Raw genomic sequence first — 22,766 nt, 5'->3', positions numbered from 1 at the left:
ATCTGCCCCGGCATCCGACACAGGCTCCATCCCGGCCCCCTTTTCCCTGCGCGGCCCCTTGTCGGCCGCATCGGCATCACGGGGGGCCATGGGTAACTTACTCCTGACGCTGAGCCTCGACGAGGGCGCGCAGCAGCTTTTCTTCGCTCATGTCGTCCTCGGCCGGCTTGTCGGCCGCCTCGGCGCCCATCAGCAGCGCCATGCTGTCTTCTTCCGGCTCGTCGACCTCGATCTGGGTCTGGTTCGACTCGATCAGACGCTCGCGCAGCTCGTCGGCCGACTGGGTCTCTTCGGCGATCTCACGCAGGGCGACGACGGGGTTCTTGTCGTTGTCGCGATCCACGGTGATCGGCCCACCCGAGCTGATCTCGCGCGCCCGGTGGGCAGCAAGCATAACCAGTTCGAACCGGTTCGGAACCTTGTCGACGCAGTCTTCAACGGTAACGCGGGCCATCAGTCACTCCTCGGTCGCGGCATGGATCATGAACGGATCATGAGCGGGGGTCGAATGAGGGTATCTAAGCCCTTCACCCCTTGAGGGCAAGCTGATTCTGGCACCTCCCCACCCCCGATCCCGGCCCCGGCGCCGCAGCGCCGAAACCGCCCCCGGGCCGCACCCGGGCGCCCTGCCCACGCCGATCAAAGTTCCGTTACGTCACGGGCACCAGCGCGTCGCGCTCGGCCCGGGGCAGATCGCCGCACATTTCCGCCACGCTTCGACCCAACCGGGGATGCACCCAATCGGGGGCGACATCGACCAGCGGCACCAGCACGAAAGCCCGGTCCTGAAGGCGCGGATGCGGCAGGATCAGCTGGCCCGGCGCCTCTTGCATCTGCCGCGCCAGGGGCAGCGCGCGCCAGGCATCCTGGGTCGCCGCATCGGGGCAGACTGCCTCGCCCACGGCCAGCAGATCCAGGTCCAGCACCCGCGCGCCCCAGCGGGTTTTCCGTTCCCGGCCAAAGCGTTCCTCGATCGCGTGCAGCCGCGCCAGCAGGGCCTGGGGTGTCTCGGGGGTGCAAAGCGCCAGCGCCCCGTTCAGGTAGTCCGGCCCAGACCCCGCCGGGAAGGCCGGACTGCGGTAGAAGCGGCTGACCGCCGTCACCTCGCCCGGCCCCTCGGCCAGGGCCGCCAGGGTGGCGTCGAACAGCGCCGTCAGCCCCGCGCCCGAAGGGTCCACGTTGCTGCCGATGGCGACCAGGGCAGAGTTATTCACACTCCGCAAAGGTTGTGTCTGGTTAAACTTGGACAAGTCAGATCCCTTGATGCATGGTCGTATAACATTTATTTTCACCTATCCGTCCCGGATCGGGTCCTCACTCAGCCCGTATTTGATCCCGGACGGCAAATTAGAAAGGTATTTTCATGTTCTACAAGGACGAACGGCTTGCGCTGTTCATCGACGGGTCGAATTTGTATGCCGCCGCCAAGGCGCTTGGGTTCGACATCGACTACAAGCTGTTGCGCCAGGAATTCATGCGCCGTGGCAAGTTGCTGCGCGCCTTCTACTACACCGCCCTGCTGGAGAATGACGAATATTCCCCCATTCGCCCGCTGGTCGACTGGCTGCATTACAACGGCTTCACCATGGTGACCAAGCCCGCCAAGGAATTCACCGACAGCCAGGGACGGCGCAAGGTGAAGGGCAATATGGACATCGAGCTGACCGTGGATGCCATGGAGCTGGCGCCGCGCGTGGATCACATCGTGCTGTTCTCCGGCGATGGCGATTTCCGTCCGCTGGTGGAAAGCCTGCAACGTCAGGGCGTGCGCGTTTCGGTCGTATCGACCATCCGCAGCCAGCCGCCGATGATCGCCGATGAACTGCGCCGCCAGGCCGACAACTTCATCGAACTGGACGAGCTGCGCGACGTGATCGGCCGCCCGCCCCGCGAGCAAAGCAGCGACGAGACCCGCAGCCTGCGCACCACCGCCTAAGCGTGGCGGCGCCCCGGCGCCGCACGCCTCCGGCCGGCCCCCGGCGAGACATCGCCAGGCCCGCCGGCCCCCTGCCGGACGCCGCACGCCGGGCGAACCCAGCCAGACAGTTTCCAGCCAGACGGGCCCCCACTCGGCCCGCAGCCAGATCTCCCGCCACACCGCCTGCCCCGCCGCCAGACATGGCCGCGGGCGGCGGCGCCGCGCGCGTGACAGGCCCCGCCTTTCGCCGCCCCCTCTGGACGTGCCGCCGCCCGTCCCCTACCTGTGGAGGGCAGCAGGAGACGCATCATGACCACCGCCCCCAGGCCGCCCCTTACCCTTTACCTTGCCGCGCCGCGCGGCTTCTGCGCCGGTGTCGACCGGGCGATCAAGATCGTCGAGATGGCGCTGGAGAAATGGGGCGCCCCGGTCTTCGTCCGCCACGAGATCGTCCACAACAAGTTCGTCGTCGACGGGCTGCGCGACAAGGGCGCGGTCTTTGTCGAGGAGCTGGACGAATGCCCCACCGACCGGCCCGTCATCTTCTCGGCCCACGGGGTGCCGAAGGCGGTGCCCGCCGCCGCCGCCGCGCGTGAAATGATCTATGTGGATGCCACCTGCCCGCTGGTCTCGAAGGTGCATATCGAGGCCGAGCGCCATTCCGAAGAGGGCCTTCAGATCGTCATGATCGGCCATGCGGGCCACCCCGAGACCATCGGCACCATGGGCCAGCTGCCCGAGGGCGAGGTCCTGCTGGTCGAGACCGAGGCCGATGTGGCCACCCTGTCGGTGCGCGATCCCGCGCGGCTGGCCTTCGTCACCCAGACCACGCTGTCGGTGGATGACACCAAGGGCATCGTCGCCGCCCTTCAGGCGCGCTTCCCGGCCATCGTCGGGCCGCACAAGGAAGACATCTGCTATGCCACCACCAACCGCCAGGAGGCGGTCAAGGCCATGGCGGGCAAGATCGACGCCATGCTGGTGGTGGGCGCGCCGAACTCGTCCAACTCGCGCCGCCTGGTCGAGGTGGCCGCGCGCCAGGGCTGTGGCTATGCCCAGCTGGTGCAGCGCGCGACCGATATCGACTGGCGGGCGCTGGAGGGGATCCGCTCGATCGGAATCACCGCCGGGGCCTCGGCCCCCGAAGTGCTGGTGAACGAGGTGATCGACGCGTTGAAGGCGCGCTATGACGTGACCGAAGAGCTGGTGGAGACCGCCAAGGAAAACGTCGAGTTCAAGGTGCCCCGGGTGTTGCGGCAACCGGCCTGAAGGCGGCGAGGGGGGGGCTCTGCCCCCGTCCCGGCCAGCCGGGACTCCCCCGGAGTATTTTCAGCCCGGTGAAGGGGCAAAGGGGCGCCCGTGGCGGGCGGAGCGATCCCATTGCGGGCTATCGCGCCCGGTCCGATCCGGCTAGGCTTTGGCGGTTGTCAACGCGCGCTGTGAAGGAGCCGTCATGGATCTTGTCTCTCTCTGGTCGGGGCCCTTCCTGCTGACCGCCTTTCTGGTCTGCCTGGCCCCCGGCATCGGGGTGATCTACACCCTGTCGGTTTCGCTGGGCCACGGGCTGCGCGCCGGGCTTTGGGCCGCGGCGGGCTGTACCCTGGTCACCTGTTTCCACCTGGCCGCCGCGCTGCTTGGGCTGGCGGCGCTGCTCTACAGTTCCGCCCTGCTGTTCGAGGCGGTGAAGCTGGCGGGCGTGGCCTATCTGCTGTGGATGGCCTGGGGCACCCTGCGCGGACGCGGTGTGCTGGAGGTGGCGCCTGTGCAGGGCGCGCGGCGGGCGCCGCTGGCACTGCTGTGGCGCGGTGTGCTGCTGAACCTGCTGAACCCCAAGCTGCCGATGTTCTTCCTGGCTTTCCTGCCGCAGTTCCTGCCTGCGGGCAGCGCCACGCCGACCCAGGATCTGGTGGGGCTGGGCCTGGGCTTCGTGCTGATCACCGGCGGGGTGATGGCGGGCTATGCCCTGGCCGCGGGCGCGCTGCGCCGCCATGTGGTGGAAAGCGCGCGGGCCATGGCCTGGCTGCGCCGCCTTTTCGCCGCCTCCTTCGCCGGGCTGGGGGTGAAGCTGGCGCTGGAGCGCGCCTGATCCCGGCGGGCGGGCGGGGGCCGGGCCCCTGACCCTGCCCGCCCCCTTGACCTTCCCCGCCGTGCCGTGCTGTGTCCGCCCACGATCCAGCCGCATGAGGACCCCATGGCCGAATTCCTAGCCTTCACCGATGGCGCCTGTTCCGGCAATCCCGGCCCTGGGGGCTGGGGCGTGTTGTTACAGGCCCGCGAGGGCGAGGCGGTGCTGAAGGAACGCGAGCTGAAGGGCGGCGAGGCGCAGACCACCAACAACCGGATGGAGCTGCTGGCGGCGATCAACGCCCTGGACGCCCTGGGCCGGTCGACCGAGATCACCATCTATACCGACAGCCAGTATGTGAAGAACGGCGTGACCGGCTGGATCCATGGCTGGAAGAAGAACGGCTGGAAGACCGCCGCCAAGAAACCGGTGAAGAATGCCGAGCTGTGGCAGGCGCTGGACGAGGCGGCGAAGCGGCATCAGGTGACCTGGAAATGGGTCAAGGGCCATGCGGGCCACCCCGAGAACGAACGCGCCGACGCCCTGGCTCGGGCGGGCATGGCGCCGTTCAAGGGATAGCCCAGGCGACTGTTGGCACCCGGGGGCCGGTCTGCGGCGTGATCCAGGTGGATTTCATCCACCCTACGAGATCGGCACGGACCCAGACGCGTTCGTAGGGTGGATGAAATCCACCTGCCTCGGCCCGTTACAACAGGTTGTCGTAGTCCGACACCAGCAGGTGCAGCGGCGCGGCGTCTTCCTCGACGCTGGAAAATCGGCCGATCGGCGCCTCGAAGATATTGTCGGTGCGGTCGTCGTTCACCGTCGAAACCTCGCCGATGCAGACGCGCCCGCCCTCGCCCCAGAAGGCGTGCCAGATGTCGGGCGTCAGGGTCACGCTTTCGCCGGGCATCAGTTTCAGGAGGCCGCCCGCGGGCAGATCGCGCCAGAGGCCATCGGTCATCACCCGCACCGGGGCGGCGCGGTCGATCCCATGGGCGCCGTCCTTCCACAGTTCCAGCACCAGCGGCGCGCCACCTCGGTTGATAATGTCCTCGGTCTTCACGATGTGCCGATGCATGGGCGAGATCTGTTCGTCGCCGGAGATCAGCAGCTTCTCGGCGTAGACCCGACCCCCCTTGGGGTTGCCCAGATCGGCCGCATTGCCGTTGCGGACAGTGAAAAGGAAGAGGCCCAGCGTGTCGTAGTGGCCGTCGCCATAGTCGGTCACGTCCCAGCCCAGGCCCTGTTCGACGATCAGCCCGGCCTCGGGTTTGCGGGCGCGGAACTCCTCCGGCGACCAATAGGCGAAGGGCGGCAGGGTAAAGCCGTATTGGCGGAAGAAGGCGTCGCCTTCGCGGATCAGTTCGTTGATCTCGGATCGCAGCATCTCAGCCTCCCAGAATGGTGCCCTTGGGCAAGGGCTGGCCGCGCAGGAAGACATCCGTCGCCTGCGCCCCCTTGCCCGCCCGTTGCAGTTTCAGCAGCTCGACCGCGCCCTGGCCACAGGCCACGATCAGCCGGTCGCCCGAGCTCAGCACCTCGCCCGGCGCGCCGCTGCCATCGGCCAGACGCGAGGCGAGCAGTTTCAGGCGTTGGCCCTCATGGTCCACCCAGGCGCCGGGGAAGGGCGACAGCCCCCGGATCTTGCGGTCGACCTCGACGGCGGGGGCGGTGAAATCCAGCTGGGCCTCGGCCTTGTCGATCTTGGCGGCATAGGTGACGCCCTCGTCGGGCTGCGGCTCGGGCACCAGCTCCGGCAGGCGCTCCAGCGCCTCGGTGATCATCCGCGCACCCATGACGGAGAGGCGGTCGTGCAGTTCGGCGGTGACCTCTTCGGTGCCAATCGGGGTGGCCTCGCGCAGCAGGACGGGGCCGGTGTCCAGCCCGGCCTCCATCTGCATGATGCAGATGCCCGTCTCGGCATCGCCCGACAGGATGGCCCGGTGAATGGGGGCGGCGCCGCGCCAGCGCGGCAGAAGGCTTGCGTGGATGTTCAGGCAGCCGTGTTTCGGCGCGTCCAGCACCGGCTGCGGCAGGATCAGACCATAGGCCACCACCACCGCCACATCGGCGTCAAGCGCGGCGAAGGCGGCCTGTTCGGCCTCGTCCTTCAGCCGCACCGGGTGGCGCACCGGCAGGCCCAGTTCCAGGGCGCGGGCATGGACGGGCGTGGGCCGGTCCTTCTTGCCGCGCCCGGCGGGGCGGGGCGGCTGGCAATAGACGCAGGCGATGTCATGCCCGGCCTTGACCAGCGCCTCCAGCACCGGCACCGAAAACTCGGGCGTTCCCATGAAGATCACGCGCATCGCCTGCCCTTTCCTGTCCTGTCTGTCGTGTCGGCGCTCAGCGCCGTTTCGCGGCGCGGCGCAGCAGCATGTCCCGCTTTACCTTGCTCAGCCGGTCGAAATACATCTTGCCCGCCAGGTGGTCGATCTGGTGCTGAACGCTGGTCGCCCAAAGACCGACGAAATCCTTTTCCTCGATCTCGCCCGCCGCGTTCAGAAAGCGCACGGTGACGGCGCGGGGGCGTTTGATCTTGGCCGAGACGCCGGGCAGGTTGGGGCTGGCCTCTTCATGCTCGCGCAGCTGGACAGAGGCGTGCAGCACCTCCGGGTTGGCCATGCGCACCGCCTGGCCCCGGCTTTCCGAGGCATCGACGACCGCCAGGCGCAGCATCACGCCGATCTGGTTGGCGCCCAGGCCGACGCCCGGCATGGCCTCCATCGTGTCGATCATGTCATCCCAGTGGGCGCGGATCTCGTCGGTGATCTCGGTCACCTCGGCGGCGGGGGTGCGCAGGCGCTTGTCGGGCCAGGGGATGCAGGTGCGGGCGGTCATGCGCGGGCCTCTTCATAGGCGCGCAGCACCTCGGCACGGCGCGCAGGGGCCAGGTAGTCCAGGTAGACGCGGCCCTCCAGGTGATCAAACTCATGCTGGGCACAGACCGCCTCGAAGCCGGTCAGTTCCTCTTCGTGCAAGGCCCAGTCGGCATCGTGCCAACGCATCCTTACCCGCGCCGGGCGCGGCAGGCGGGCCACCACCCCGGGGATCGACAGGCAGCCCTCTTCATGGGTGGCGATCTCGTCCGAGCGCCACAGGATCTGCGGGTTGAGGCAGGCGCGCGGGCTGCGCGGCCCCTCTTTCCAGGTGCAATCCATGACGAAGACGCGTTTCAGCACGCCCACCTGGGGCGCGGCCAGGCCGCGACCGGGGGCGTCGTACATGGTGGCGAACATATCGGCCAGCAGCGGGCCCAGATCGGCACCCTGCGCCACCGGCTCTGCCGCCGTCTTCAGCGTCGGATCGGGCCAGCGCAGGATGTCCAGCACGGCCATCAGCCGCGCGCCCGCTCGCGTTTGAGCTTCTGGCTCTTGCGGGTGATCATCTGGCGGCGCATCGGGCTCAGGTAGTCGATGAACAGCTTGCCTTCGAGGTGGTCGATCTCGTGCTGCACGCAGGTCGCCCAGAGCTTGTCGAAGGTCTCTTCGCAGGCCTTGCCGTCACGGTCCATCCAGCGCACGGTGACCTCGGCGGGGCGGGTCACCTCGGCGTATTGCTCGGGGATCGACAGGCAGCCTTCCTCGTAGACCGAGGTCTCGTCCGAGGCGGCCACCACTTCGGGGTTCAGCATCACCAGCGGGCGCGGCGCCTCGCCCTCTTCCTTGACGCAGTCCAGCACGATCACCCGTTGCAGCAGGCCGATCTGCGGCGCGGCCAGGCCGATGCCGGGCGCGTCATACATGGTTTCCAGCATGTCGTCGGCCAGCTTGCGCAGCTCGTCCGAGCTGTCCTCGACGGGGGCGGCGACCTTTTTCAGGCGCGGATCGGGATGGATCAGGATAGGGCGTTTCATGGGCTCGATCTAAGCGATGGCTGACGGTTGCGCAACTGCGGCGCGGGCGCGAGACGCGCGCGCCGCGACGGGTCAGGGCAGCAGCTTGCCCGGGTTCAGGATGCCCTTGGGGTCCAGCGCCGCCTTGATCGCCCGCATGGCGGCCAGCGCCCCGGGATCCTTGCGCCGCGCCATGGTGGTCAGCTTCAGCTTGCCGATGCCATGTTCGGCCGAGAAGGACCCGCCCAGATCGGCCACCACATCCTCGATCGCCTCGACCAGCTGGTCCTTGCGGCCCGGGTCGGTGGGGAAGATCGTGTAATGCACGTTGCCGTCGCCCAGATGCGCCACGACCGAGGTCTCGGCCTGGCCGTCCAGCCGCGCCAGGGTGGCATCGGCGCGGCTCAGGAAGGCGCCCACCTGGTCCACCGGCACGGCGACGTCCATGATGATCTGATTGGGGCGCAGGCCCGCCACTTCGCTGGCGGCCTCGCGGATCGCCCACATCTCGCGGCGCTGCGCCTCGGAGCTGGCGATGACCGCGTCGTCGACCTCGCCCGCCTCCAGCATCCCGCCCAGCACCTCTTCCAGGTAGCTGGCGATCGGCAGCTGGCCGTCGGGCCCGGGGGTACAGTCGCGCGGGCTGAGCGCGCCGATTTCCAGCAGGATGTTGACCTTGTGGCGATCCTCGAAGGGGCGGCGGGTTTCGGGGCGCATGGTCTGGTAATCGTCCAGATAGGTGTCGGGCATGTATTCGAAGGCCTCGACCGCGCCGCCGGTCACGGTTTGCAGCCGGTTCAGCAGATCCAGCGCCGGTTCCAGCGCCCCCAGCCCCACCATGGCGGTGACATAGGCACCCGGCTTCGGCTTCAGCCGCACCACGGCGCCGGTGATGATGCCCAGCGTCCCCTCGGCGCCGATCAGCAGGTGGCGCAGGTCATAGCCAGAGTTGTCCTTGTGCAGGTTCTGCATCAGGTCAACCACGGTGCCGTCGGCCAGCACCGCCTCGATGCCCAGCACCAGATCGCGGGTATTGCCGTAGCGCAGCACGTTGGACCCGCCCGCATTGGTCGACAGCGCACCACCGATCATCGCCGAGCCGCGCGCGCCGAAGAACAGCGGAAAGATCAGCCCCTCGGCCTCGACCGCCTCGTGCAGCCGGGCCAGGATCACCCCCGCCTCGACCACGGCAGAGCGCGCCTCGGGGCGGATCTCGCGGATGCGGTTCATCCGGTCCAGCCGGATCACCAGCGAGCCCGCGCCCTGGGCACCGCCCGCCATGCCGGTATTGCCGCCCATGGGGGTGACCGGGGTGCCGGTCTCATGGGCCAGTTTCATCAGCGCCGAGACCTCGGCCGTGCTGGCGGGGCGCACCACCGCCAGAGGGGCCTCGAACCGTTCATGGGCCCAGTCCCAGCCATAGGGTTCCGCCTCTGCCCCGGTCAGCACATGGGCCGCCCCGACGATTTCTTCCAGCCTGTCGATCATGGTCACTCCGCTCTTGCGCGGCGCATATTGACCCTCCGGCAGGGGAAGAACAAGCGCTTCGCGGGGCGGGCAAAAAACCCCGATTTTTGCGCTTGACCTGTCCGGGTCCCTATCTTAGGAAGCGCCACGGTTTGGCGGAGTAGCTCAGTTGGTTAGAGCAGCGGAATCATAATCCGCGTGTCGGGGGTTCAAGTCCCTCCTCCGCTACCAAATCCCCCCCCTGACAGATCCTGATGACGATGCTGGCCCCCTGGGCCAGACCATGTGCCTTTGCGCATCCCGCGCAGGCCAAGGCCCGCGCGCACCACATGGGCGCGCCCGGGGGCTGGAACTCTGGTCTTTGGAACGGGGACGATGCCCGGCGCGGCCTATTCGGCGGGGGTCGGGGCGACGACGCGGGCGTATAGGCGGAAGGGCAGGCAGCGGCCCAGCACCGTGAACACCCAGGCGAAGGGACGCGGGAAGCTGACCTGGCGCGGCTCGGGGTTGCGGATCAGCACCATCACATGGCGCGCGGCCTCTTTCGGCTCCATGATCTGCGGCATGGCGAAATCGTTCTTTTCGGTCAACCGGGTGCGGATGAAGCCGGGGTTGGCCACCTGCACGTCGACGCCGGTGCCCTTCAGATCCAGGTACATATCCTCGGCCAGGTGACGCAGCGCCGCCTTGCTGGCGCCATAGCCGATGGCGCCGGGCAGGCCGCTGAACCCGGCCAGAGAGCCGATCAGCACCACATGGCCCGAGGCGCGTTCGACCCAGCCGGGCACCAGGCGGCCAAGGATTCGCAGGGCGCCGGTGAAATTCGCCTCGACCATGGTCTCGGCCACCTCGGGGTCCCACTCCTGCGCCCGCATCGGCTCGTAGAGGCCCACGGAATAGATCAGCCCATCCGCATGGCGGGCCTGGTCGACGGCGGCCACCAGGGCGTCGCGGTCGGTGACGTCCAGCGGCAGGATCTCACTGCCAGGCAGCTCTTCGGCCAGCTCCTGCAAACGCTCGGCAGAGCGCGCCGAAAGGATCAGCCGGGCGCCCAGGCGATGCATCTCGCGGGCAACCTCACGGCCCAGCCCCTCGCTGGCGCCGATGATCCAATAGGTCTTGTCCTTCACCGGGCGGGGATTGGGCATCCGGGGCATTCCTTCTTCGTCTGGCGTCCGGAGCGGGGGCATCCGAACAGGGCTGATGCAGTCTGCGGTACGTCCTGGAGATGTCGCAGGCCTTTTGTCCTAAGCCGCCCATAGCGGGCGCCCCGACCGGGTTGCGAGGTATTCCGTGACGTCACATTCCTTACGAAGTGTGGTTCACCCGGCCCGGTCGGACCACCCCTAATCCGGGGGGTTTGCGCCGGTCAGGCGATTTCCCGCTCAGGTTGCGGCATTTCTCGGCGCGCGGGCGCCAAGTGGCGCTATAGCGCGACAAATTCCGCCCCGGACTGACGCGGATTGCACCCGAAACGGACCCTGGCGGTGCCTTTCGTATCAGCCGCGAACGGCCCCGGCGGGGGCCGCCTCGGCATGGGCCAGCTCGACCTGCAAGACCTGGGTGTGCCCGACGGCAAAGGACCCGGCGCAGATGCCCAGGTAATAGCGCCAGCTGCGCAGGAAGGCCTCGCCATAGCCCAGCCGGGCGATGCGCGCCGCCTCGGCGTCCATCCGTTCCAGCCAGGTGCGGCAGGTGCGGGCATAGTCGGGACCGAAGGCGAAACTGTTGCGCAGATGCAGCCCGGCCTGGGCGGCGGCCTCGCGGATCTGCCCTTCGGACAGCAGCATCCCCCCCGGGAAGGCGTGCTGGCGGATGTAGTCAGAGCCCTGGCGATAGGTCGGGAAATAGGCATCGGCCACGGTGATGGCCTGGACCACGGCGCGCCCGCCCTCGGCCAGCCGCGCCTTCAGCGTGTCGAAGAAGGCAGGCCAATAGCGTTCGCCCACGGCCTCGATCATCTCGATCGACACGATGCCATCGAAGCGGCCCGCGCTGTCGCGATAGTCGCACAGCTGGATATCGGCCCGCCCGTCCAGCCGCGCATCGGCATAGCCCTTCTGCGCCGGCGAGATCGTCAGCCCGGTCACATGGCGCCCCTGCTGGGCGGCGCGTTCGGCGAAACCGCCCCAGCCACAGCCCACCTCCAGAAGCCGCTCACCGCCGCCGACCTTTTCCAGGATGCGGTCGTACTTGCGGTATTGCGCCCGTTCCAGATCGTCATCGCCGGGGGCGAAAAGGGCCGAGGAATAGGTCATCGAGGGATCCAGCCACAGCTGGAAGAATTCATTGCCCACATCGTAATGGGCCTGAATGTTCTTCGAGGCGCCGCGTTTGGAATTGGCCCGCAGAATGCGATCCACGGTGCGGAATTTCATCGCCTGCCAGGGCGAGGCATAGGCGTATTGGCTGAACTGATCGAGGTTCTTCAGCGCCAGCGCCGTCAGCCCCTCGATCGAGGGGGTATCCCACAGCCCCGCCACATAGGCCTCGCCCAGCCCCACATCGCCCCGCGCCAGCGCCGCGGTGACCGCTGCCCAGTCGTTGATGCGGAACTCGGCCTCGACGCCGTGGCGGCCGAAATGATGGGTCTCGCCCTCGGGGGTGACCACGGTCAGGCGGCCCGTCTCGATCTCTTCACAGGTGGCCAGGAAATCGCGTTTCACGCGGTTGGTCAGCAGCGGCATGTCAGGTGATCTCCTCGATCGGGGGCTCGGGACGGGTGCGATACCGCGCGCCTTTCAGCCGCAGGCGCAGGGCCTGCCAGTAGATGAGCGAAAGGACACGAACCCCGCCAAAGGGTCGCCGCAAAGCCGCACGAAGCAAACCAAGAGACGTCAACCTGAGGCGGGGCCCGGTCAAGGTGGCAAACAGGGTCTCCCCTCCCTCTTCGCCGTGGAGGATACGGATCGAAATCCTCTCCTCTCCCATGTGAAAACGGAAGCTATAGTGCCCGGCGATTTCACGGAAGGGGGAAACGTGAAAGACTTTGGTCGTATGGACAGTATCGGATTCGGTGATCTCGGCGAATCCCGGCAGGGCGCAGAGGTAATTGTGGCGGTCGCCGAAGGTATTGTTGACCTCGGCAATTACCGCGATCAGCGCCTCGCGCCCGTCCTGCCGCTCAAAGGCCATCCAGAAGGACACCGGGTTGAAGACCGCCCCCAGAAAGGCCGGTTGCGTCAGCAGCAGCAGCTGATCCACCCGCCCCATGTCCAACCCGTGCTCGGCCATTACCCAGCGCGCCCAGGCCGCCCCTTCGCCCGCGCCACGCGTCCCGCCATGGTCGCGGTCGCGCACGGTGGCAAAGCCCGGGCGGTTGCGGGCGAAAAGCCGTGGCCCGGCGGGGCTGTCCGGGTCGATCAGCACGTAGTCCACCCCATAGCGGAAGGAATGCGCCGCGCTGCCCTTGCGGGCGTGCACCGTGGTGCCGGGGATATGTTCGGGCCAGCGGCTCATGCCACGACCCGATCCCGGGTCGGTTCGGGCAGCGGATCCAGGGCGCGCACCACGCGCATGGCGCTGGCAAAGCCGTCCTCGTGGAACCCGTGGCGCAACCAGGCGCCCGCGTACCAGGTGGCGTTCTGCCCCTGGATCTGGGCGATCTCGCCCTGGGCGCGCAGCGCGGCGGCATCGAAGACCGGGTGGCGGAAGGTTTTTTCGTCGTAGATCGCCGCCTCGCGGACCGGGGTCACCGGGTTCAGCGACACGAAAAGCGGGTCGCCCGCGTCGATGTTCTGCAACTTGTTCATCCAGTAGGTCACGCCGATGGCCTGTTGCCGCTGGCGGCTGTCGGCCTTGTAGACCCAGGAGGACCAGCAGGCGCGGCGGCGCGGCATCTGGGCAGCGTCGCAATGCAGCACGGCGTGATTGTCCTGATAGCGCACCGCGCCCAGGGCCGCGCGTTCGGCCTGCGTTGGCTGGGCCAGCAGGGCCAGCGCCTCGTCGGAATGGCAGGCCAGGATCACCTGATCGAAGCCTTCCGCCTCTTGCCCCCGGGTCTGCACCTGCGGCAGGGGGCCGTCGCGATGCACCGCCGAGACCGGCGCGCCGGTTCGGATCATCACGCCCCGCGCCCGCATCGAGGCCTTCAGCCTGCGCACATATTCGACCGACCCGCCCGAGACCGTCCACCACTGGTGCTGGCCGGTGGTCGACAGCAGGGCGTGATTGCGGAAGAAGCGCACCAGGGCGGCGGCGGGGAACTCCTCGATCCGGTCCGGCGCGGTGGACCAGATGGCGCCCGAAATGGGCTTCAGGTAATATTCGCGGAACCAGGGTCCCAGGCGCAGATGGCGCATCAGATCGCCCATAGACATCTCGGGATGGGCGGCCACGACCGCCTCGGCCCGGGCGTTGAAGCGCAGGATGTCGCGGATCATCGCGGCGAACCCGGGCCGCGCCAGGTTGCGCCGCTGGCCCAGCACCGCGCCCAGGGTTTGCAGCCCGTATTCCACCCGGCCCTCGTCGATCGTGGCGCCAAAGGACATGTCCGAACGTTCCACCGGCACGTCCAGGTCGCGGAACATCGCGGTCAGATGCGGATAGTTGGCATAGTTGAAGACGATGAAGCCGGTATCCACCGGCTGATCGCCGTTCTTGCCCGCGATCACCGTGCGCGCGTGCCCGCCCAGGCGGGGCGCCGCCTCGAACAGGGTCACCCGGTGCTGCGGCGCCAGGCGCCAGGCCGCCGCCATGCCCGAGATGCCGCCACCGATGACGGCGATCCGTTGCGGGCGGTTGGAAAGGGCATCGAAAGACATGAATGTTCCTCGTGGTCGCCGGTCAGGTTTGCGGCGCCTTTGGAATGCATACGGGCCATGACGGGCTTCGGTTCACATGGGCCGCCACTTTTCGGCGAAAAAATTTCGCGCCCCGGTGATCCGACCCGCCCAATGCTGCGTATCCTGACCATGTTGAACCCCGATCCGATGCCTGCGACACTCGACCGGCAGCGGCCCGCCCCGATGGTGCGGCCGCCCTGCCGGAACGGAAGGTCGCAGGTGGACGGAGAGCAGGAGCAGACGGAACAGACCAGCTGGATGCTGGCGGTGCGCGATCAGCGCGACCGGGCGGCCTTTGCCCGGCTCTTTGCCCATTTTGCGCCGCGGGTGAAGGGGATGCTGATGCGCTCTGGCATGGGCGCGGCGGCGGCCGAGGATGTGGTGCAGGATGTGATGCTGGCCGTCTGGCACAAGGCGGCACAGTTCGATCCGACCCGCGCCCAGGTCTCGGGCTGGATCTACCGGATCGCCCGCAACCGGCAGGTGGACCTGGCCCGCAAGGCCGGGCGCCCCCTGCCCGAGGCGGTCGAAACCGAGACCCCGCCCGAGGCGGACCCCGGCGCCCAGCTGGCCCTGGCCCAGGAGGCGGGCGAATTGCGCGCCGCCCTTGACCGGCTGACCCCGGAACAGCGCGAGGTGATCTCGCGCGCCTATCTGGGCGATCTGACCCATGGCGAGATCCGGGCCGAAACCGGCCTGCCGCTTGGCACGATCAAGTCGCGGATCCGCCTTGGCCTGGACCGTCTGCGCCACGAGTTGAAGGACCTACGCAGCGAATGAAAGAGATCGCGCATCATATCCCCGACGAGATGCTGGCGGCCTATGCCGCCGGGCGTCTGCCCGCCACCTTCGAGATGATCGTCGCGGCCCATGTCTCGGTCTGCGACCAGTGCCGCGCGGCCCTGGAGGCGCATGAGATGCTGGGCGGCGCCCTGATGGAGGCCGAGGCCGCGCCCCGGGCCGCCGTGGCCGGCGACCTGCTGGAACGGACCCTGGCGCGGCTGGACGGCCCGGCGCCCGCCACCACGACCCGGCCCGCCCCCGCCCGCATGGGCATCTATCCCGGTCCGGTGGCCGAGGCGCTGCGCCACGCGCCGCCGCGCTGGCGCGCCGCGGGCGGCGGCGTGCGTCAGCAGATCCTGGCGGAAGACGGCAAAAGCTCTGTCCGGCTGCTGTATATCCCCGGCGGCCAGGCGGTGCCCGATCACGGCCACCACGGCACCGAATTGACCATGGTCCTGCAAGGGGCCTTCCACGACGAGACCGGCCATTACGGCCCGGGCGACGTGGAACTGGCCGATGAAAGCCTGGAACATACGCCTGTCGCCGATCCGCAGATGGATTGCATCTGCCTGGCGGCCACCGATGCGCGGCTGCGCTTCCGCTCGCTTCTGCCGCGTCTGGCGCAGCCCTTCCTGCGGATCTGAGGGCGCTCTCTGTCGCAAGGCGCATGTAACTGGCCGTTTTCCCACCCGCCCCGGCGGCGGCTCTGCGCAAACCTGCTCGGGCGTGCCCCGGACGGGATCCGGCCCTTTCCCCACCCCCCGGCGCCGCGTTAAGGAGCGCCCATGCAAGCCCAGATCATCGCCGCCGTCCTTCTGGCGCCCTTCGCCCTGGCCTTCCTCTATGCCGCCGTGCACGAGCTGCGGCGCTTCCGCTCTCAGGGGCGGGCCAATTACGGGCTGGTCTATAACGAGGACACCGGCACCACCCATGTGACCGGGATCGACCAGGACAGCGAGGGGTTCGACCCCGAGGATTTCGACCCCGCCGATTATCGTGACCCGGAACTGGCCGAGGCCGAGCCCGCCGAGGGGGCCGAGGCCCCCGAGCGGCCCGACGACAACAAGACCGCCTGACGGCGCCCCCCCTTTCCACCTGCCGCCGCCGCCCGCGATTTCCCCGGGCGCAGGCCAAAGGAATCATTGCGCCGATTTCTATTTTTCCATATTTCATGAAATATGGAAAAAGATGCCGCAGATATCCTCGCCGTCCTCGGTCACCCGCAACGTCTGGCGGTGTGGCGCCTGCTGATGCGGCGCTACCCGCAAGCCGTGCCCGCGGGCGAGATCGCCGCCGCCACCGGGCTGAAACCCTCGACCCTGTCGGTCTATCTGTCCTCGCTGCGCATAAACGGGCTGATCGTGCAGGAACGCGAGGGCACCTCGCTGCGCTACCGCACCGAGATGGGCGCGGCCAAGGAACTGCTGGACTACCTCTTCGCCGATTGCTGCCGCGCGCGGCCGTCGCTTTGCCTGCCCTCCCCCTCTGCCACGCAAGGAACCCTCGCCATGGCCGAACGCAAGCTGAACGTCCTTTTCATCTGCACCGCCAATTCCGCCCGCTCGCTTTTCGCCGAGGCGCTGCTGCGCGACATGGGCGGCGAGCGGTTCAACGTCTATTCCGCCGGCACCGCCCCGGCGGGGGCGCCCAACCCCTTTGCCCTGCGCCTGCTGGCCGACAAGGGCCACGACACCACCGCGCTGCGCTCGAAGAACGTCGCGGAATTCCAAGGGCCCGACGCCCCGGTGATGGATTTCGTCTTTACCGTCTGCGACCAGGCGGCGAACGAGGAATGCCCCGCCTGGGAGGGCCAGCCGATCAGCGCCCACTGGGGTCTGCCCGACCCGGCCCGCGCCACGGGCACCGAGGCCCAGAAGGCCCTGGCCTTCCAGGAGGCCTATGCCACCCTGCTGCACCGCCTGCGCGCCTTCGCCGCCCTGCCCCTGGCCGAGCTTGACCGGATCTCGCTGCAAGCCGCCGTCGACGACCTGGCCCTGACCCAAGAGGACACACCCGCATGACCACCTACGCATTGAACGGCCTCGGCCGGATGGGAAAACTCGCCCTGCGCCCGCTGCTGGAAAGCGGCGCGCAGATCGCCTGGATCAACGACGCCCAGGGCGACACCGAGATGCACGCCCATCTGCTGGAGTTCGACAGCGTCCATGGCCGCTGGCCCGCGACCTTTGCCCATGACGCCGACAGCGTGACCATCGACGGCACCCGCCTGCCCTTCATCGGCGCCAGCGACATTGCCGATCTGCCGCTCGACGGTGTCGACGTGGTCATCGACTGCACCGGCGTCTTCAAGACCGAGGCCAAGATCGCCCCCTATTTCGAGGCCGGGGTGAAGAAGGTCGTCGTCTCGGCCCCGGTGAAGGATGGGCCCACGGCCAATATCGTCTATGGGGTGAACAACGCCGATTACGACCCCGAGACGCACCGCATCGTCACCGCGGCCAGCTGCACCACCAATTGCCTGGCGCCGGTGGTGAAGGTGATCCACGAGGGCCTTGGCATCCGCCACGGGTCGATCACCACGATCCACGACGTGACCAACACCCAGACCATGGTGGACCGCCCCGCCAAGGATCTGCGCCGGGCGCGCTCGGCGCTGAACTCGATGATCCCGACGACCACCGGCTCGGCCAAGGCGATCACCCAGATCTTCCCCGAGCTGACCGGCCGCCTGAACGGCCATGCGGTGCGGATCCCGCTGCTGAACGCCTCGCTGACCGACTGCGTCTTCGAGGTGGAACGCGAGACCACAGTGGAAGAGGTGAACGCCCTTCTGCACACCGCCGCCCAAGGGCCCCTGGCGGGCATCCTGGGCTTCGAGACCCGGCCGCTGGTCTCTTCCGATTTCCTCAACGACGCGCGCTCGTCGATCATCGACGCGCCGTCCACAATGGTGGTGAATGGCACCCAGGTGAAGATCTACGCCTGGTACGATAACGAGTGGGGCTATGCGAACCGTCTGGTCGACGTGGCGCGCATGGTTGGGGAAGGGCTGTGACCGCGACACGACCCAAGGGCCTTGCGGCCTATGTCGCGGTCACGGCCGCCTATTGGGCCTTCATGCTGTCCGACGGGGCCCTGCGGATGTTGGTGCTGCTGCACTTTCACACCCTGGGCTTTTCCGCCGTGCAGCTGGCCTATCTGTTTCTGCTTTACGAGGTGGCGGGGATCGTCACCAACCTGTCGGCGGGTTGGATCGCGGCGCGCTTTGGCCTGACCAGGACGCTTTACGCCGGACTGGCCATTCAGGTGGCGGCGCTGGTGGCGCTGGCGCAGCTGGACCCGGGCTGGACCCTCTGGGGCTCGGTCGCCTTCGTGATGGCGGTGCAGGGGGCCTCTGGCGTGGCCAAGGATCTGGCCAAGATGTCGTCGAAATCGGCGGTCAAGCTGCTGGCGCCCGAGGGCGAGGGCGGCCTCTTCCGCTGGGTCGCGGTGCTGACCGGATCGAAGAACGCGGTGAAGGGGCTGGGCTTTCTGCTGGGCGCGGCCCTGCTGGGCACCCTTGGCTTCACCGCCTCGGTCTGGGCCATGGCGGCGGTGCTGGCGGTGATCCTGGGCGCGGTCGCGGCCTTCATGCCCGCGGGCCTGCCGCAGGGCCGCAAGGGCGCCAAATTCGCCGAGGTCTTCTCCAGGGATCCGAACGTCAACTGGCTGTCCTTCGCGCGGGTCTTCCTGTTCGGCGCCCGTGACGTGTGGTTCGTGGTGGGCATCCCGATCTATTTCTACGCCGTGCTGTCGGACGGGTCCGAGGCGGGCAACCGCGCGGCGTTTTTCACCATCGGGACCTTCATGGCGATCTGGACGATCCTCTATGGCGCCGTGCAGGCCAGCGCGCCGCGCCTGCTGCGCGCCGCCAGCCGCCCCCGGGCCGAGCTGATCGGCGCCGCGCGTCACTGGGTGGGCGCGCTGGTGGCGATCCCGGCGGCGCTGGCGGGTCTGGTGGCCCTGGCAGGCGATCCGGCGCCCTGGCTGACGGTGACGCTGGTCGCCGGGCTTCTGGCCTTCGGCGCGGTCTTCGCGGTGAATTCCTCGCTGCACAGCTATCTGATCCTGACCTTCACCAGCGGCGCGCGGGTGACCATGGATGTGGGGTTCTACTACATGGCCAATGCCGCCGGGCGGCTTCTGGGCACGCTGCTGTCGGGGCTCAGCTATCAGCTGGGCGGGCTGGCCGCCTGCCTGGGCACGGCGGCGGTGCTGCTGGCCCTGTCTTGGTTCGGCGCCGGGCGGCTGGACCGCAGGGCGCCCGCCCCAGCATGACCCGGCGCCGCGCCTAGCGCGCGGCGCCCAGGGCACCCTCGCCCGACCCGCGCCGGGCGCGCATCCGCGCCGCCAGGATATGGACCAGCGCCCCCAGCCCGTAGAACAGCACCGAAAAGACGATCAGCCCGGCGAAATCAAACGCCCCGGTCATCGCCAGCAGAATGGGCGTACCGCTGAGGTTGCCCACATTGCCCATCTGCGCCAGCACCCCGTTGGCCAGGGCCCGGTCGCCCGGATCGGTGTTGATCTGCGGCACCGAGGCGAACCCGCCACTTTGCATGAAGCCCATGGCGATGAACAGCGCGCCCGGCGCCCAGACCACCCCCGGCGCCACCACCAGCAGCACCACCGAGGCGGCGGCCATCAGGTAGCCCGCGATCGCCACCGGCACGGCGCGAAACAGCTTCAGCGCCAGCGCGCCGAAGGTCAGGGCCGAGACGATGCCAACCAGGGGCAGCACGGTCATCTGCATCTCGCGCGTGGCCTCGGGCAGGAAGGTCGGCAGCACGGTCATCAGCGCCACAAAGTTGATCGCGTAGAACAGCCACGCCACCCCCGGCGCGGCGATGAAGGGCGAGGAATAGGCGGTGACATGGCGCGCCAGGATCATCCGCAGGCCCAGCCGTTCGGCAGGCTGCGCGACCCGGCCCTCGGGCAACGGGCGGTCATCGGGCAGGGCCAGCCACAGCAGCCCGGCCATCAGCAGCAGGAACCCCGCATGGCTGGCCAGCACCAGCTCGACCCCGCCCAGGCGCAGCATCCAGGGACCGAGCACGGCGTAGAGGGCGAAGGTGACGCCGAAATAGGTGCCCCACAGGGTCATAGCCATAGGCCGCGTGCGCTCGTCCGTGATCTCGGCCAGCAGGGTGGGCGCGGCCACGACGATTGCCAGATGCGGCAGGCCCTCCAGCGCGCGCAGCACCAGCATCACCGGCAAGGGCGGCAGGAACACCTCCAGCGCCGAGACCACCGCACTGGCCAGCAGCGCCCAGATCAGGGTGCGGCGAAAGCCCACGCGCATCACCACCAACCCCGCCAGCAGGCCCAGCACCACCCCCATGAGCGAGACCAGCGACACCAGGAAACCCAGGGCCGCGCCGCCGTCGGGGTAGACCTCGGCCCAGGCGGAAAACAGCACCGAGACCTTGCCGAACTGCGCCGCGGCGCCCATCCCGGCAGCGAACAGCAGGATGACCCGCAGCCAGGTGATCACGCCTGCGTCCCCCCGGTCTCGGTGGGATCGCCCAGATCCTTGCGCCCCGGGATCTCGCTGCGCTTGGTGCCTGCGCCTTCCCAGCTCTCGATCGCCTCCAGCGCCTCTTCGGCGGTCTCGACGAAGCGGAAGAGGTTCAGATCCTCGGCCGAGATCGTGCCCGCCTCGACCAGCGCCTCGAAGTTGATCACCCCTTCCCAGAAGCTGCGACCGAAGAACAGCACCGGCTGGCGCTCCATCCGGCCCGTCTGGATCAGGGTCAGCGCCTCGAAGGTCTCGTCCAGGGTGCCGAAGCCACCGGGGAAGACGCAGACGGCGCGGGCGCGCATCAGGAAATGCATCTTGCGGACAGCAAAATAGTGAAAGTTGAAGGTCAGTTCAGGCGTGACATAGGGGTTGGGCACCTGTTCGTGCGGCAACACGATGGACAGGCCGACAGACCGGCCCCCGGCCTCATGGGCGCCCTTGTTGCCCGCCTCCATCACGCCGGGGCCGCCGCCGGTGCAGACCACCCAGTCGGTGCCGCCCGCGGCCAGCGACTTTTCCGTCACCAGGGCCGCCAGCCGTTCGGCCTGGGTGTAATAGGTCGCCAGCTTGGCCATCGGGTGCCCCTCGGGCACCACCCCCGGCGCCCGGATGCGCGCGCCACCGAACAGCACCACGGTGGAATTGATCCCCGCCTCTTCCAGCGCCAGTTCCGGCTTCATCAGCTCCAGCTGCAAGCGGACCGAGCGCATCTCGTCGCGCAGCAGGAAATCCTCGTCCGCATAGGCCAGCCGGTAACTGGGCGACATGGTCTGCGGCGTCTGCTCGACATAGCGCGCGGTGGTCTTGTCGTCATGGGCGTCGCGGAAACGGGAATGGCGGCTGTCGCGGCTGTCCTGGGTCATGAAATCTCTGCTCGGGAAGGAAAAGTCGGAAAAGGGGGACCATAGGGCGCCCCTGTCTCATTAGCTAGCGCAGCGGCGCGGTAGGGACCAGCGCGATTGCGCGCCAATGCGCGAGGCCCTATAGGGGCGTGACCCCTGTTGCACCGGAGGAAGACCATGTCCAACGCCCAGCTTGAAGCCGCCATCGAAGCCGCCTGGGAGGCGCGCGACCAGATCACCCCCGCCACCACCGGCGAAACCCGCGAGGCCATCCTCGACACGCTGAACGCCCTGGACAGCGGCGCCCTGCGCGTGGCCCAGAAGGGCGAAGACGGCAACTGGCACGTCAACCAGTGGGCCAAGAAGGCCGTCCTGCTGGGCTTCCGCATCAAGGACATGGAACCCCACGCCGGCGGCCCCCAGGGCTCGACCTGGTGGGACAAGGTCGACAGCAAGTTCTTCGGCTGGGGCGAGAAGGAATGGAAAGACGCGGGCTTTCGCGCCGTGCCCAACTGCGTGGTGCGCAAATCCGCCTATATCGCCCCCGGCGCGGTGCTGATGCCCTCCTTCGTGAACCTGGGCGCCTATGTCGACAGCGGCACCATGGTTGACACCTGGGCCACCGTCGGCAGCTGCGCCCAGATCGGCAAGAACTGCCACATCTCGGGCGGCGCAGGCATCGGCGGCGTTCTGGAACCGCTGCAAGCGGGCCCCGTGATCATCGAGGACAACTGCTTTGTCGGCGCCCGCTCGGAAGTGGCCGAAGGCGTGATCGTGCGCGAAGGTTCGGTCCTGGGCATGGGCGTCTTCCTGGGCCAGTCGACCAAGATCGTCGACCGCGAGACCGGCGAGGTCTTCTATGGCGAAGTGCCGCCCTATTCGGTGGTCGTGGCGGGCACCATGCCGTCGAAGAACGGCGTGAACCTCTATTGCGCGGTGATCGTGAAACGCGTCGACGAGCGGACCCGCTCGAAGACCGGCGTGAACGAGCTGCTGCGCGACTGATCGTCCCTCGGCGCGTGACATCGGGCCCGTCTCCTGCCGGAGGCGGGCCTTTTCCTTTGTGCCCCCGGCCCCGGGGGCCCTCCTCGCTTCGCCTGCCGGCGGCGCTCTTCGGGGAACCACCGCCCGGGGGCCCGCGTTGATCCGGCAAGAGGCCCCATGGGGGGCGACGACGCATCGCAACACGCTTTCGAAATACGGACAGGAGAGACACAATGGTCGGCATCGGCTGGTTTCTGGCAATCATCCTCGGCGCCCTGGCGGGCTGGATCGCCGAGAAGATCATGAACTCCAGCATGGGGCTGTTGATGAACATCCTGATGGGGATCATCGGCGCCGTGGTGGGCAATTTCCTTCTGACCGCCATCGTGGGCGCCACGCTTTACGGCATCCTGGGCCAGATGATCGTGGCCGTGCTGGGCGCCTGCCTGCTGATCGCCCTGGTGCGCGGGCTGCGCCGCGCCTGAGGCGCGCCCCGCGCCATTCAATCCCGCCCTGCATTTCCACGCCCGCCCGGCCATACCGCGGCGGGCGTTTTGCTGTGCGCGC

Annotated in this window: 26 protein-coding genes and 1 tRNA gene; 13 read left to right on the top strand and 14 right to left on the bottom strand. The window is 68.3% G+C overall.

Annotated features, from left to right (window positions below; translation table 11 throughout):
• Window positions 1–97: 97 nt before the first annotated feature.
• Together rpoZ and folK are read right to left on the bottom strand one after the other, a co-directional pair.
• Window positions 98–454, bottom strand: coding sequence for a DNA-directed RNA polymerase subunit omega (rpoZ, locus tag ACRARE_RS18080; protein ID WP_085889107.1), 357 nt, complete (start codon window positions 452–454; stop codon window positions 98–100).
• A gap of 196 nt (window positions 455–650) precedes the next feature.
• Window positions 651–1,214 carry a 2-amino-4-hydroxy-6-hydroxymethyldihydropteridine diphosphokinase gene (folK, locus tag ACRARE_RS18075; RefSeq protein ID WP_432657865.1) on the bottom strand — a complete coding sequence of 188 codons (564 nt, stop codon included), beginning with the start codon at window positions 1,212–1,214 and terminating at the stop codon, window positions 651–653.
• A gap of 149 nt (window positions 1,215–1,363) precedes the next feature.
• Here folK and ACRARE_RS18070 point away from each other — a divergent pair, with 149 nt between their 5' ends.
• From ACRARE_RS18070 to rnhA, 4 genes are all read left to right on the top strand, one after another.
• Complete coding sequence (locus tag ACRARE_RS18070) at window positions 1,364–1,936, top strand: LabA-like NYN domain-containing protein (protein ID WP_432657864.1); 573 nt, start codon at window positions 1,364–1,366, stop codon at window positions 1,934–1,936.
• A 291-nt stretch (window positions 1,937–2,227) separates the two neighbouring features.
• Complete coding sequence (ispH, locus tag ACRARE_RS18065) at window positions 2,228–3,187, top strand: 4-hydroxy-3-methylbut-2-enyl diphosphate reductase (RefSeq protein ID WP_432657863.1); 960 nt, start codon at window positions 2,228–2,230, stop codon at window positions 3,185–3,187.
• A gap of 184 nt (window positions 3,188–3,371) precedes the next feature.
• Window positions 3,372–4,004, top strand: coding sequence for a LysE family translocator (locus tag ACRARE_RS18060; RefSeq protein WP_432657862.1), 633 nt, complete (start codon window positions 3,372–3,374; stop codon window positions 4,002–4,004).
• Window positions 4,005–4,109: 105 nt separating this feature from the next.
• The gene (rnhA, locus tag ACRARE_RS18055; RefSeq protein WP_432657861.1) at window positions 4,110–4,562 is read left to right on the top strand and encodes a ribonuclease HI; all 453 of its coding nucleotides are present in this window, start codon (window positions 4,110–4,112) and stop codon (window positions 4,560–4,562) included.
• A 127-nt stretch (window positions 4,563–4,689) separates the two neighbouring features.
• On the opposite strand, the gene ACRARE_RS18050 is transcribed toward rnhA, so the two are convergent.
• The 6 genes from ACRARE_RS18050 to ACRARE_RS18025 all read right to left on the bottom strand — a co-directional run bounded on the left by ACRARE_RS18050 (window position 4,690) and on the right by ACRARE_RS18025 (window position 9,306).
• The gene (locus ACRARE_RS18050) at window positions 4,690–5,373 is read right to left on the bottom strand and encodes a D-lyxose/D-mannose family sugar isomerase (protein WP_432657860.1); all 684 of its coding nucleotides are present in this window, start codon (window positions 5,371–5,373) and stop codon (window positions 4,690–4,692) included.
• A 1-nt stretch (window position 5,374) separates the two neighbouring features.
• A complete protein-coding gene (gene fmt, locus ACRARE_RS18045; protein ID WP_432657859.1) occupies window positions 5,375–6,292 on the bottom strand; it encodes a methionyl-tRNA formyltransferase in 918 nt (305 codons plus the stop codon).
• A 37-nt stretch (window positions 6,293–6,329) separates the two neighbouring features.
• On the bottom strand, window positions 6,330–6,824 hold the full coding sequence (def, locus tag ACRARE_RS18040; protein WP_432657858.1) for a peptide deformylase: 495 nt from the start codon (window positions 6,822–6,824) through the stop codon (window positions 6,330–6,332).
• Window positions 6,821–7,321 carry a peptide deformylase gene (gene def / locus ACRARE_RS18035; protein ID WP_432657857.1) on the bottom strand — a complete coding sequence of 167 codons (501 nt, stop codon included), beginning with the start codon at window positions 7,319–7,321 and terminating at the stop codon, window positions 6,821–6,823. Before def (ACRARE_RS18035) ends, def (ACRARE_RS18040) begins: the two co-directional genes overlap by 4 nt.
• Entirely contained in the window at window positions 7,321–7,839 is a 519-nt protein-coding gene (gene def / locus ACRARE_RS18030; RefSeq protein WP_432657856.1) for a peptide deformylase, read from the bottom strand. The genes def (ACRARE_RS18035) and def (ACRARE_RS18030) overlap by 1 nt, the downstream gene beginning before the upstream one ends.
• A gap of 72 nt (window positions 7,840–7,911) precedes the next feature.
• Window positions 7,912–9,306: an FAD-binding oxidoreductase gene (locus ACRARE_RS18025; RefSeq protein ID WP_432657855.1), complete on the bottom strand. Its 1,395-nt coding sequence runs from the start codon at window positions 9,304–9,306 to the stop codon at window positions 7,912–7,914.
• A 133-nt stretch (window positions 9,307–9,439) separates the two neighbouring features.
• On the opposite strand from ACRARE_RS18025, the gene ACRARE_RS18020 reads away from it, so the two are divergent.
• Window positions 9,440–9,516 (top strand) — tRNA-Met (locus ACRARE_RS18020).
• A 158-nt stretch (window positions 9,517–9,674) separates the two neighbouring features.
• Here ACRARE_RS18020 and ACRARE_RS18015 read toward each other — a convergent pair.
• The 4 genes from ACRARE_RS18015 to ACRARE_RS18000 all read right to left on the bottom strand — a co-directional run bounded on the left by ACRARE_RS18015 (window position 9,675) and on the right by ACRARE_RS18000 (window position 14,048).
• A complete protein-coding gene (locus ACRARE_RS18015; RefSeq protein ID WP_432657854.1) occupies window positions 9,675–10,433 on the bottom strand; it encodes an SDR family NAD(P)-dependent oxidoreductase in 759 nt (252 codons plus the stop codon).
• A gap of 351 nt (window positions 10,434–10,784) precedes the next feature.
• Window positions 10,785–11,972, bottom strand: coding sequence for a class I SAM-dependent methyltransferase (locus ACRARE_RS18010; RefSeq protein ID WP_432657853.1), 1,188 nt, complete (start codon window positions 11,970–11,972; stop codon window positions 10,785–10,787).
• Window position 11,973: 1 nt separating this feature from the next.
• Window positions 11,974–12,744 (bottom strand): DUF1365 domain-containing protein, encoded by a 771-nt coding sequence (locus ACRARE_RS18005; RefSeq protein ID WP_432657852.1) that lies wholly within the window; start codon window positions 12,742–12,744, stop codon window positions 11,974–11,976.
• Window positions 12,741–14,048: an NAD(P)/FAD-dependent oxidoreductase gene (locus ACRARE_RS18000; protein WP_432657851.1), complete on the bottom strand. Its 1,308-nt coding sequence runs from the start codon at window positions 14,046–14,048 to the stop codon at window positions 12,741–12,743. The genes ACRARE_RS18005 and ACRARE_RS18000 overlap by 4 nt, the downstream gene beginning before the upstream one ends.
• A 240-nt stretch (window positions 14,049–14,288) precedes the next feature.
• Here ACRARE_RS18000 and ACRARE_RS17995 point away from each other — a divergent pair, with 240 nt between their 5' ends.
• The 6 genes from ACRARE_RS17995 to arsJ all read left to right on the top strand — a co-directional run bounded on the left by ACRARE_RS17995 (window position 14,289) and on the right by arsJ (window position 19,130).
• On the top strand, window positions 14,289–14,849 hold the full coding sequence (locus ACRARE_RS17995) for a sigma-70 family RNA polymerase sigma factor (RefSeq protein WP_432657850.1): 561 nt from the start codon (window positions 14,289–14,291) through the stop codon (window positions 14,847–14,849).
• On the top strand, window positions 14,846–15,496 hold the full coding sequence (locus ACRARE_RS17990) for a ChrR family anti-sigma-E factor (RefSeq protein ID WP_432657849.1): 651 nt from the start codon (window positions 14,846–14,848) through the stop codon (window positions 15,494–15,496). Before ACRARE_RS17995 ends, ACRARE_RS17990 begins: the two co-directional genes overlap by 4 nt.
• Window positions 15,497–15,637: 141 nt before the next feature.
• Window positions 15,638–15,928, top strand: coding sequence for a hypothetical protein (locus tag ACRARE_RS17985; protein WP_432657848.1), 291 nt, complete (start codon window positions 15,638–15,640; stop codon window positions 15,926–15,928).
• Between the two features lie 102 nt (window positions 15,929–16,030).
• Window positions 16,031–16,873, top strand: a complete 843-nt coding sequence (locus ACRARE_RS17980; protein WP_432657847.1) for an arsenate reductase/protein-tyrosine-phosphatase family protein — start codon at window positions 16,031–16,033, stop codon at window positions 16,871–16,873.
• Window positions 16,870–17,868, top strand: a complete 999-nt coding sequence (locus ACRARE_RS17975; RefSeq protein WP_432657846.1) for an ArsJ-associated glyceraldehyde-3-phosphate dehydrogenase — start codon at window positions 16,870–16,872, stop codon at window positions 17,866–17,868. Before ACRARE_RS17980 ends, ACRARE_RS17975 begins: the two co-directional genes overlap by 4 nt.
• Entirely contained in the window at window positions 17,865–19,130 is a 1,266-nt protein-coding gene (gene arsJ, locus ACRARE_RS17970; RefSeq protein WP_432657845.1) for an organoarsenical effux MFS transporter ArsJ, read from the top strand. The genes ACRARE_RS17975 and arsJ overlap by 4 nt, the downstream gene beginning before the upstream one ends.
• A gap of 13 nt (window positions 19,131–19,143) precedes the next feature.
• Here the strand turns inward: arsJ and ACRARE_RS17965 are convergent, their stop codons facing one another.
• Together ACRARE_RS17965 and ACRARE_RS17960 are read right to left on the bottom strand one after the other, a co-directional pair.
• Window positions 19,144–20,346 carry an MFS transporter gene (locus ACRARE_RS17965; protein ID WP_432657844.1) on the bottom strand — a complete coding sequence of 401 codons (1,203 nt, stop codon included), beginning with the start codon at window positions 20,344–20,346 and terminating at the stop codon, window positions 19,144–19,146.
• Window positions 20,343–21,236, bottom strand: a complete 894-nt coding sequence (locus tag ACRARE_RS17960) for an LOG family protein (protein ID WP_432657843.1) — start codon at window positions 21,234–21,236, stop codon at window positions 20,343–20,345. The genes ACRARE_RS17965 and ACRARE_RS17960 overlap by 4 nt, the downstream gene beginning before the upstream one ends.
• A gap of 156 nt (window positions 21,237–21,392) precedes the next feature.
• Here ACRARE_RS17960 and dapD point away from each other — a divergent pair, with 156 nt between their 5' ends.
• Together dapD and ACRARE_RS17950 are read left to right on the top strand one after the other, a co-directional pair.
• On the top strand, window positions 21,393–22,220 hold the full coding sequence (dapD, locus tag ACRARE_RS17955; RefSeq protein ID WP_432657842.1) for a 2,3,4,5-tetrahydropyridine-2,6-dicarboxylate N-succinyltransferase: 828 nt from the start codon (window positions 21,393–21,395) through the stop codon (window positions 22,218–22,220).
• Between the two features lie 212 nt (window positions 22,221–22,432).
• Window positions 22,433–22,684, top strand: a complete 252-nt coding sequence (locus ACRARE_RS17950) for a GlsB/YeaQ/YmgE family stress response membrane protein (RefSeq protein ID WP_432657841.1) — start codon at window positions 22,433–22,435, stop codon at window positions 22,682–22,684.
• Window positions 22,685–22,766 lie beyond the last annotated feature (82 nt).

The sequence above is a fragment of the Pseudooceanicola aquaeponti genome (genome assembly GCF_050897975.1).
Classification (GTDB): Bacteria; Pseudomonadota; Alphaproteobacteria; order Rhodobacterales; family Rhodobacteraceae; genus Pseudooceanicola.
This window is presented reverse-complemented; position numbering and strand designations above follow the sequence as displayed.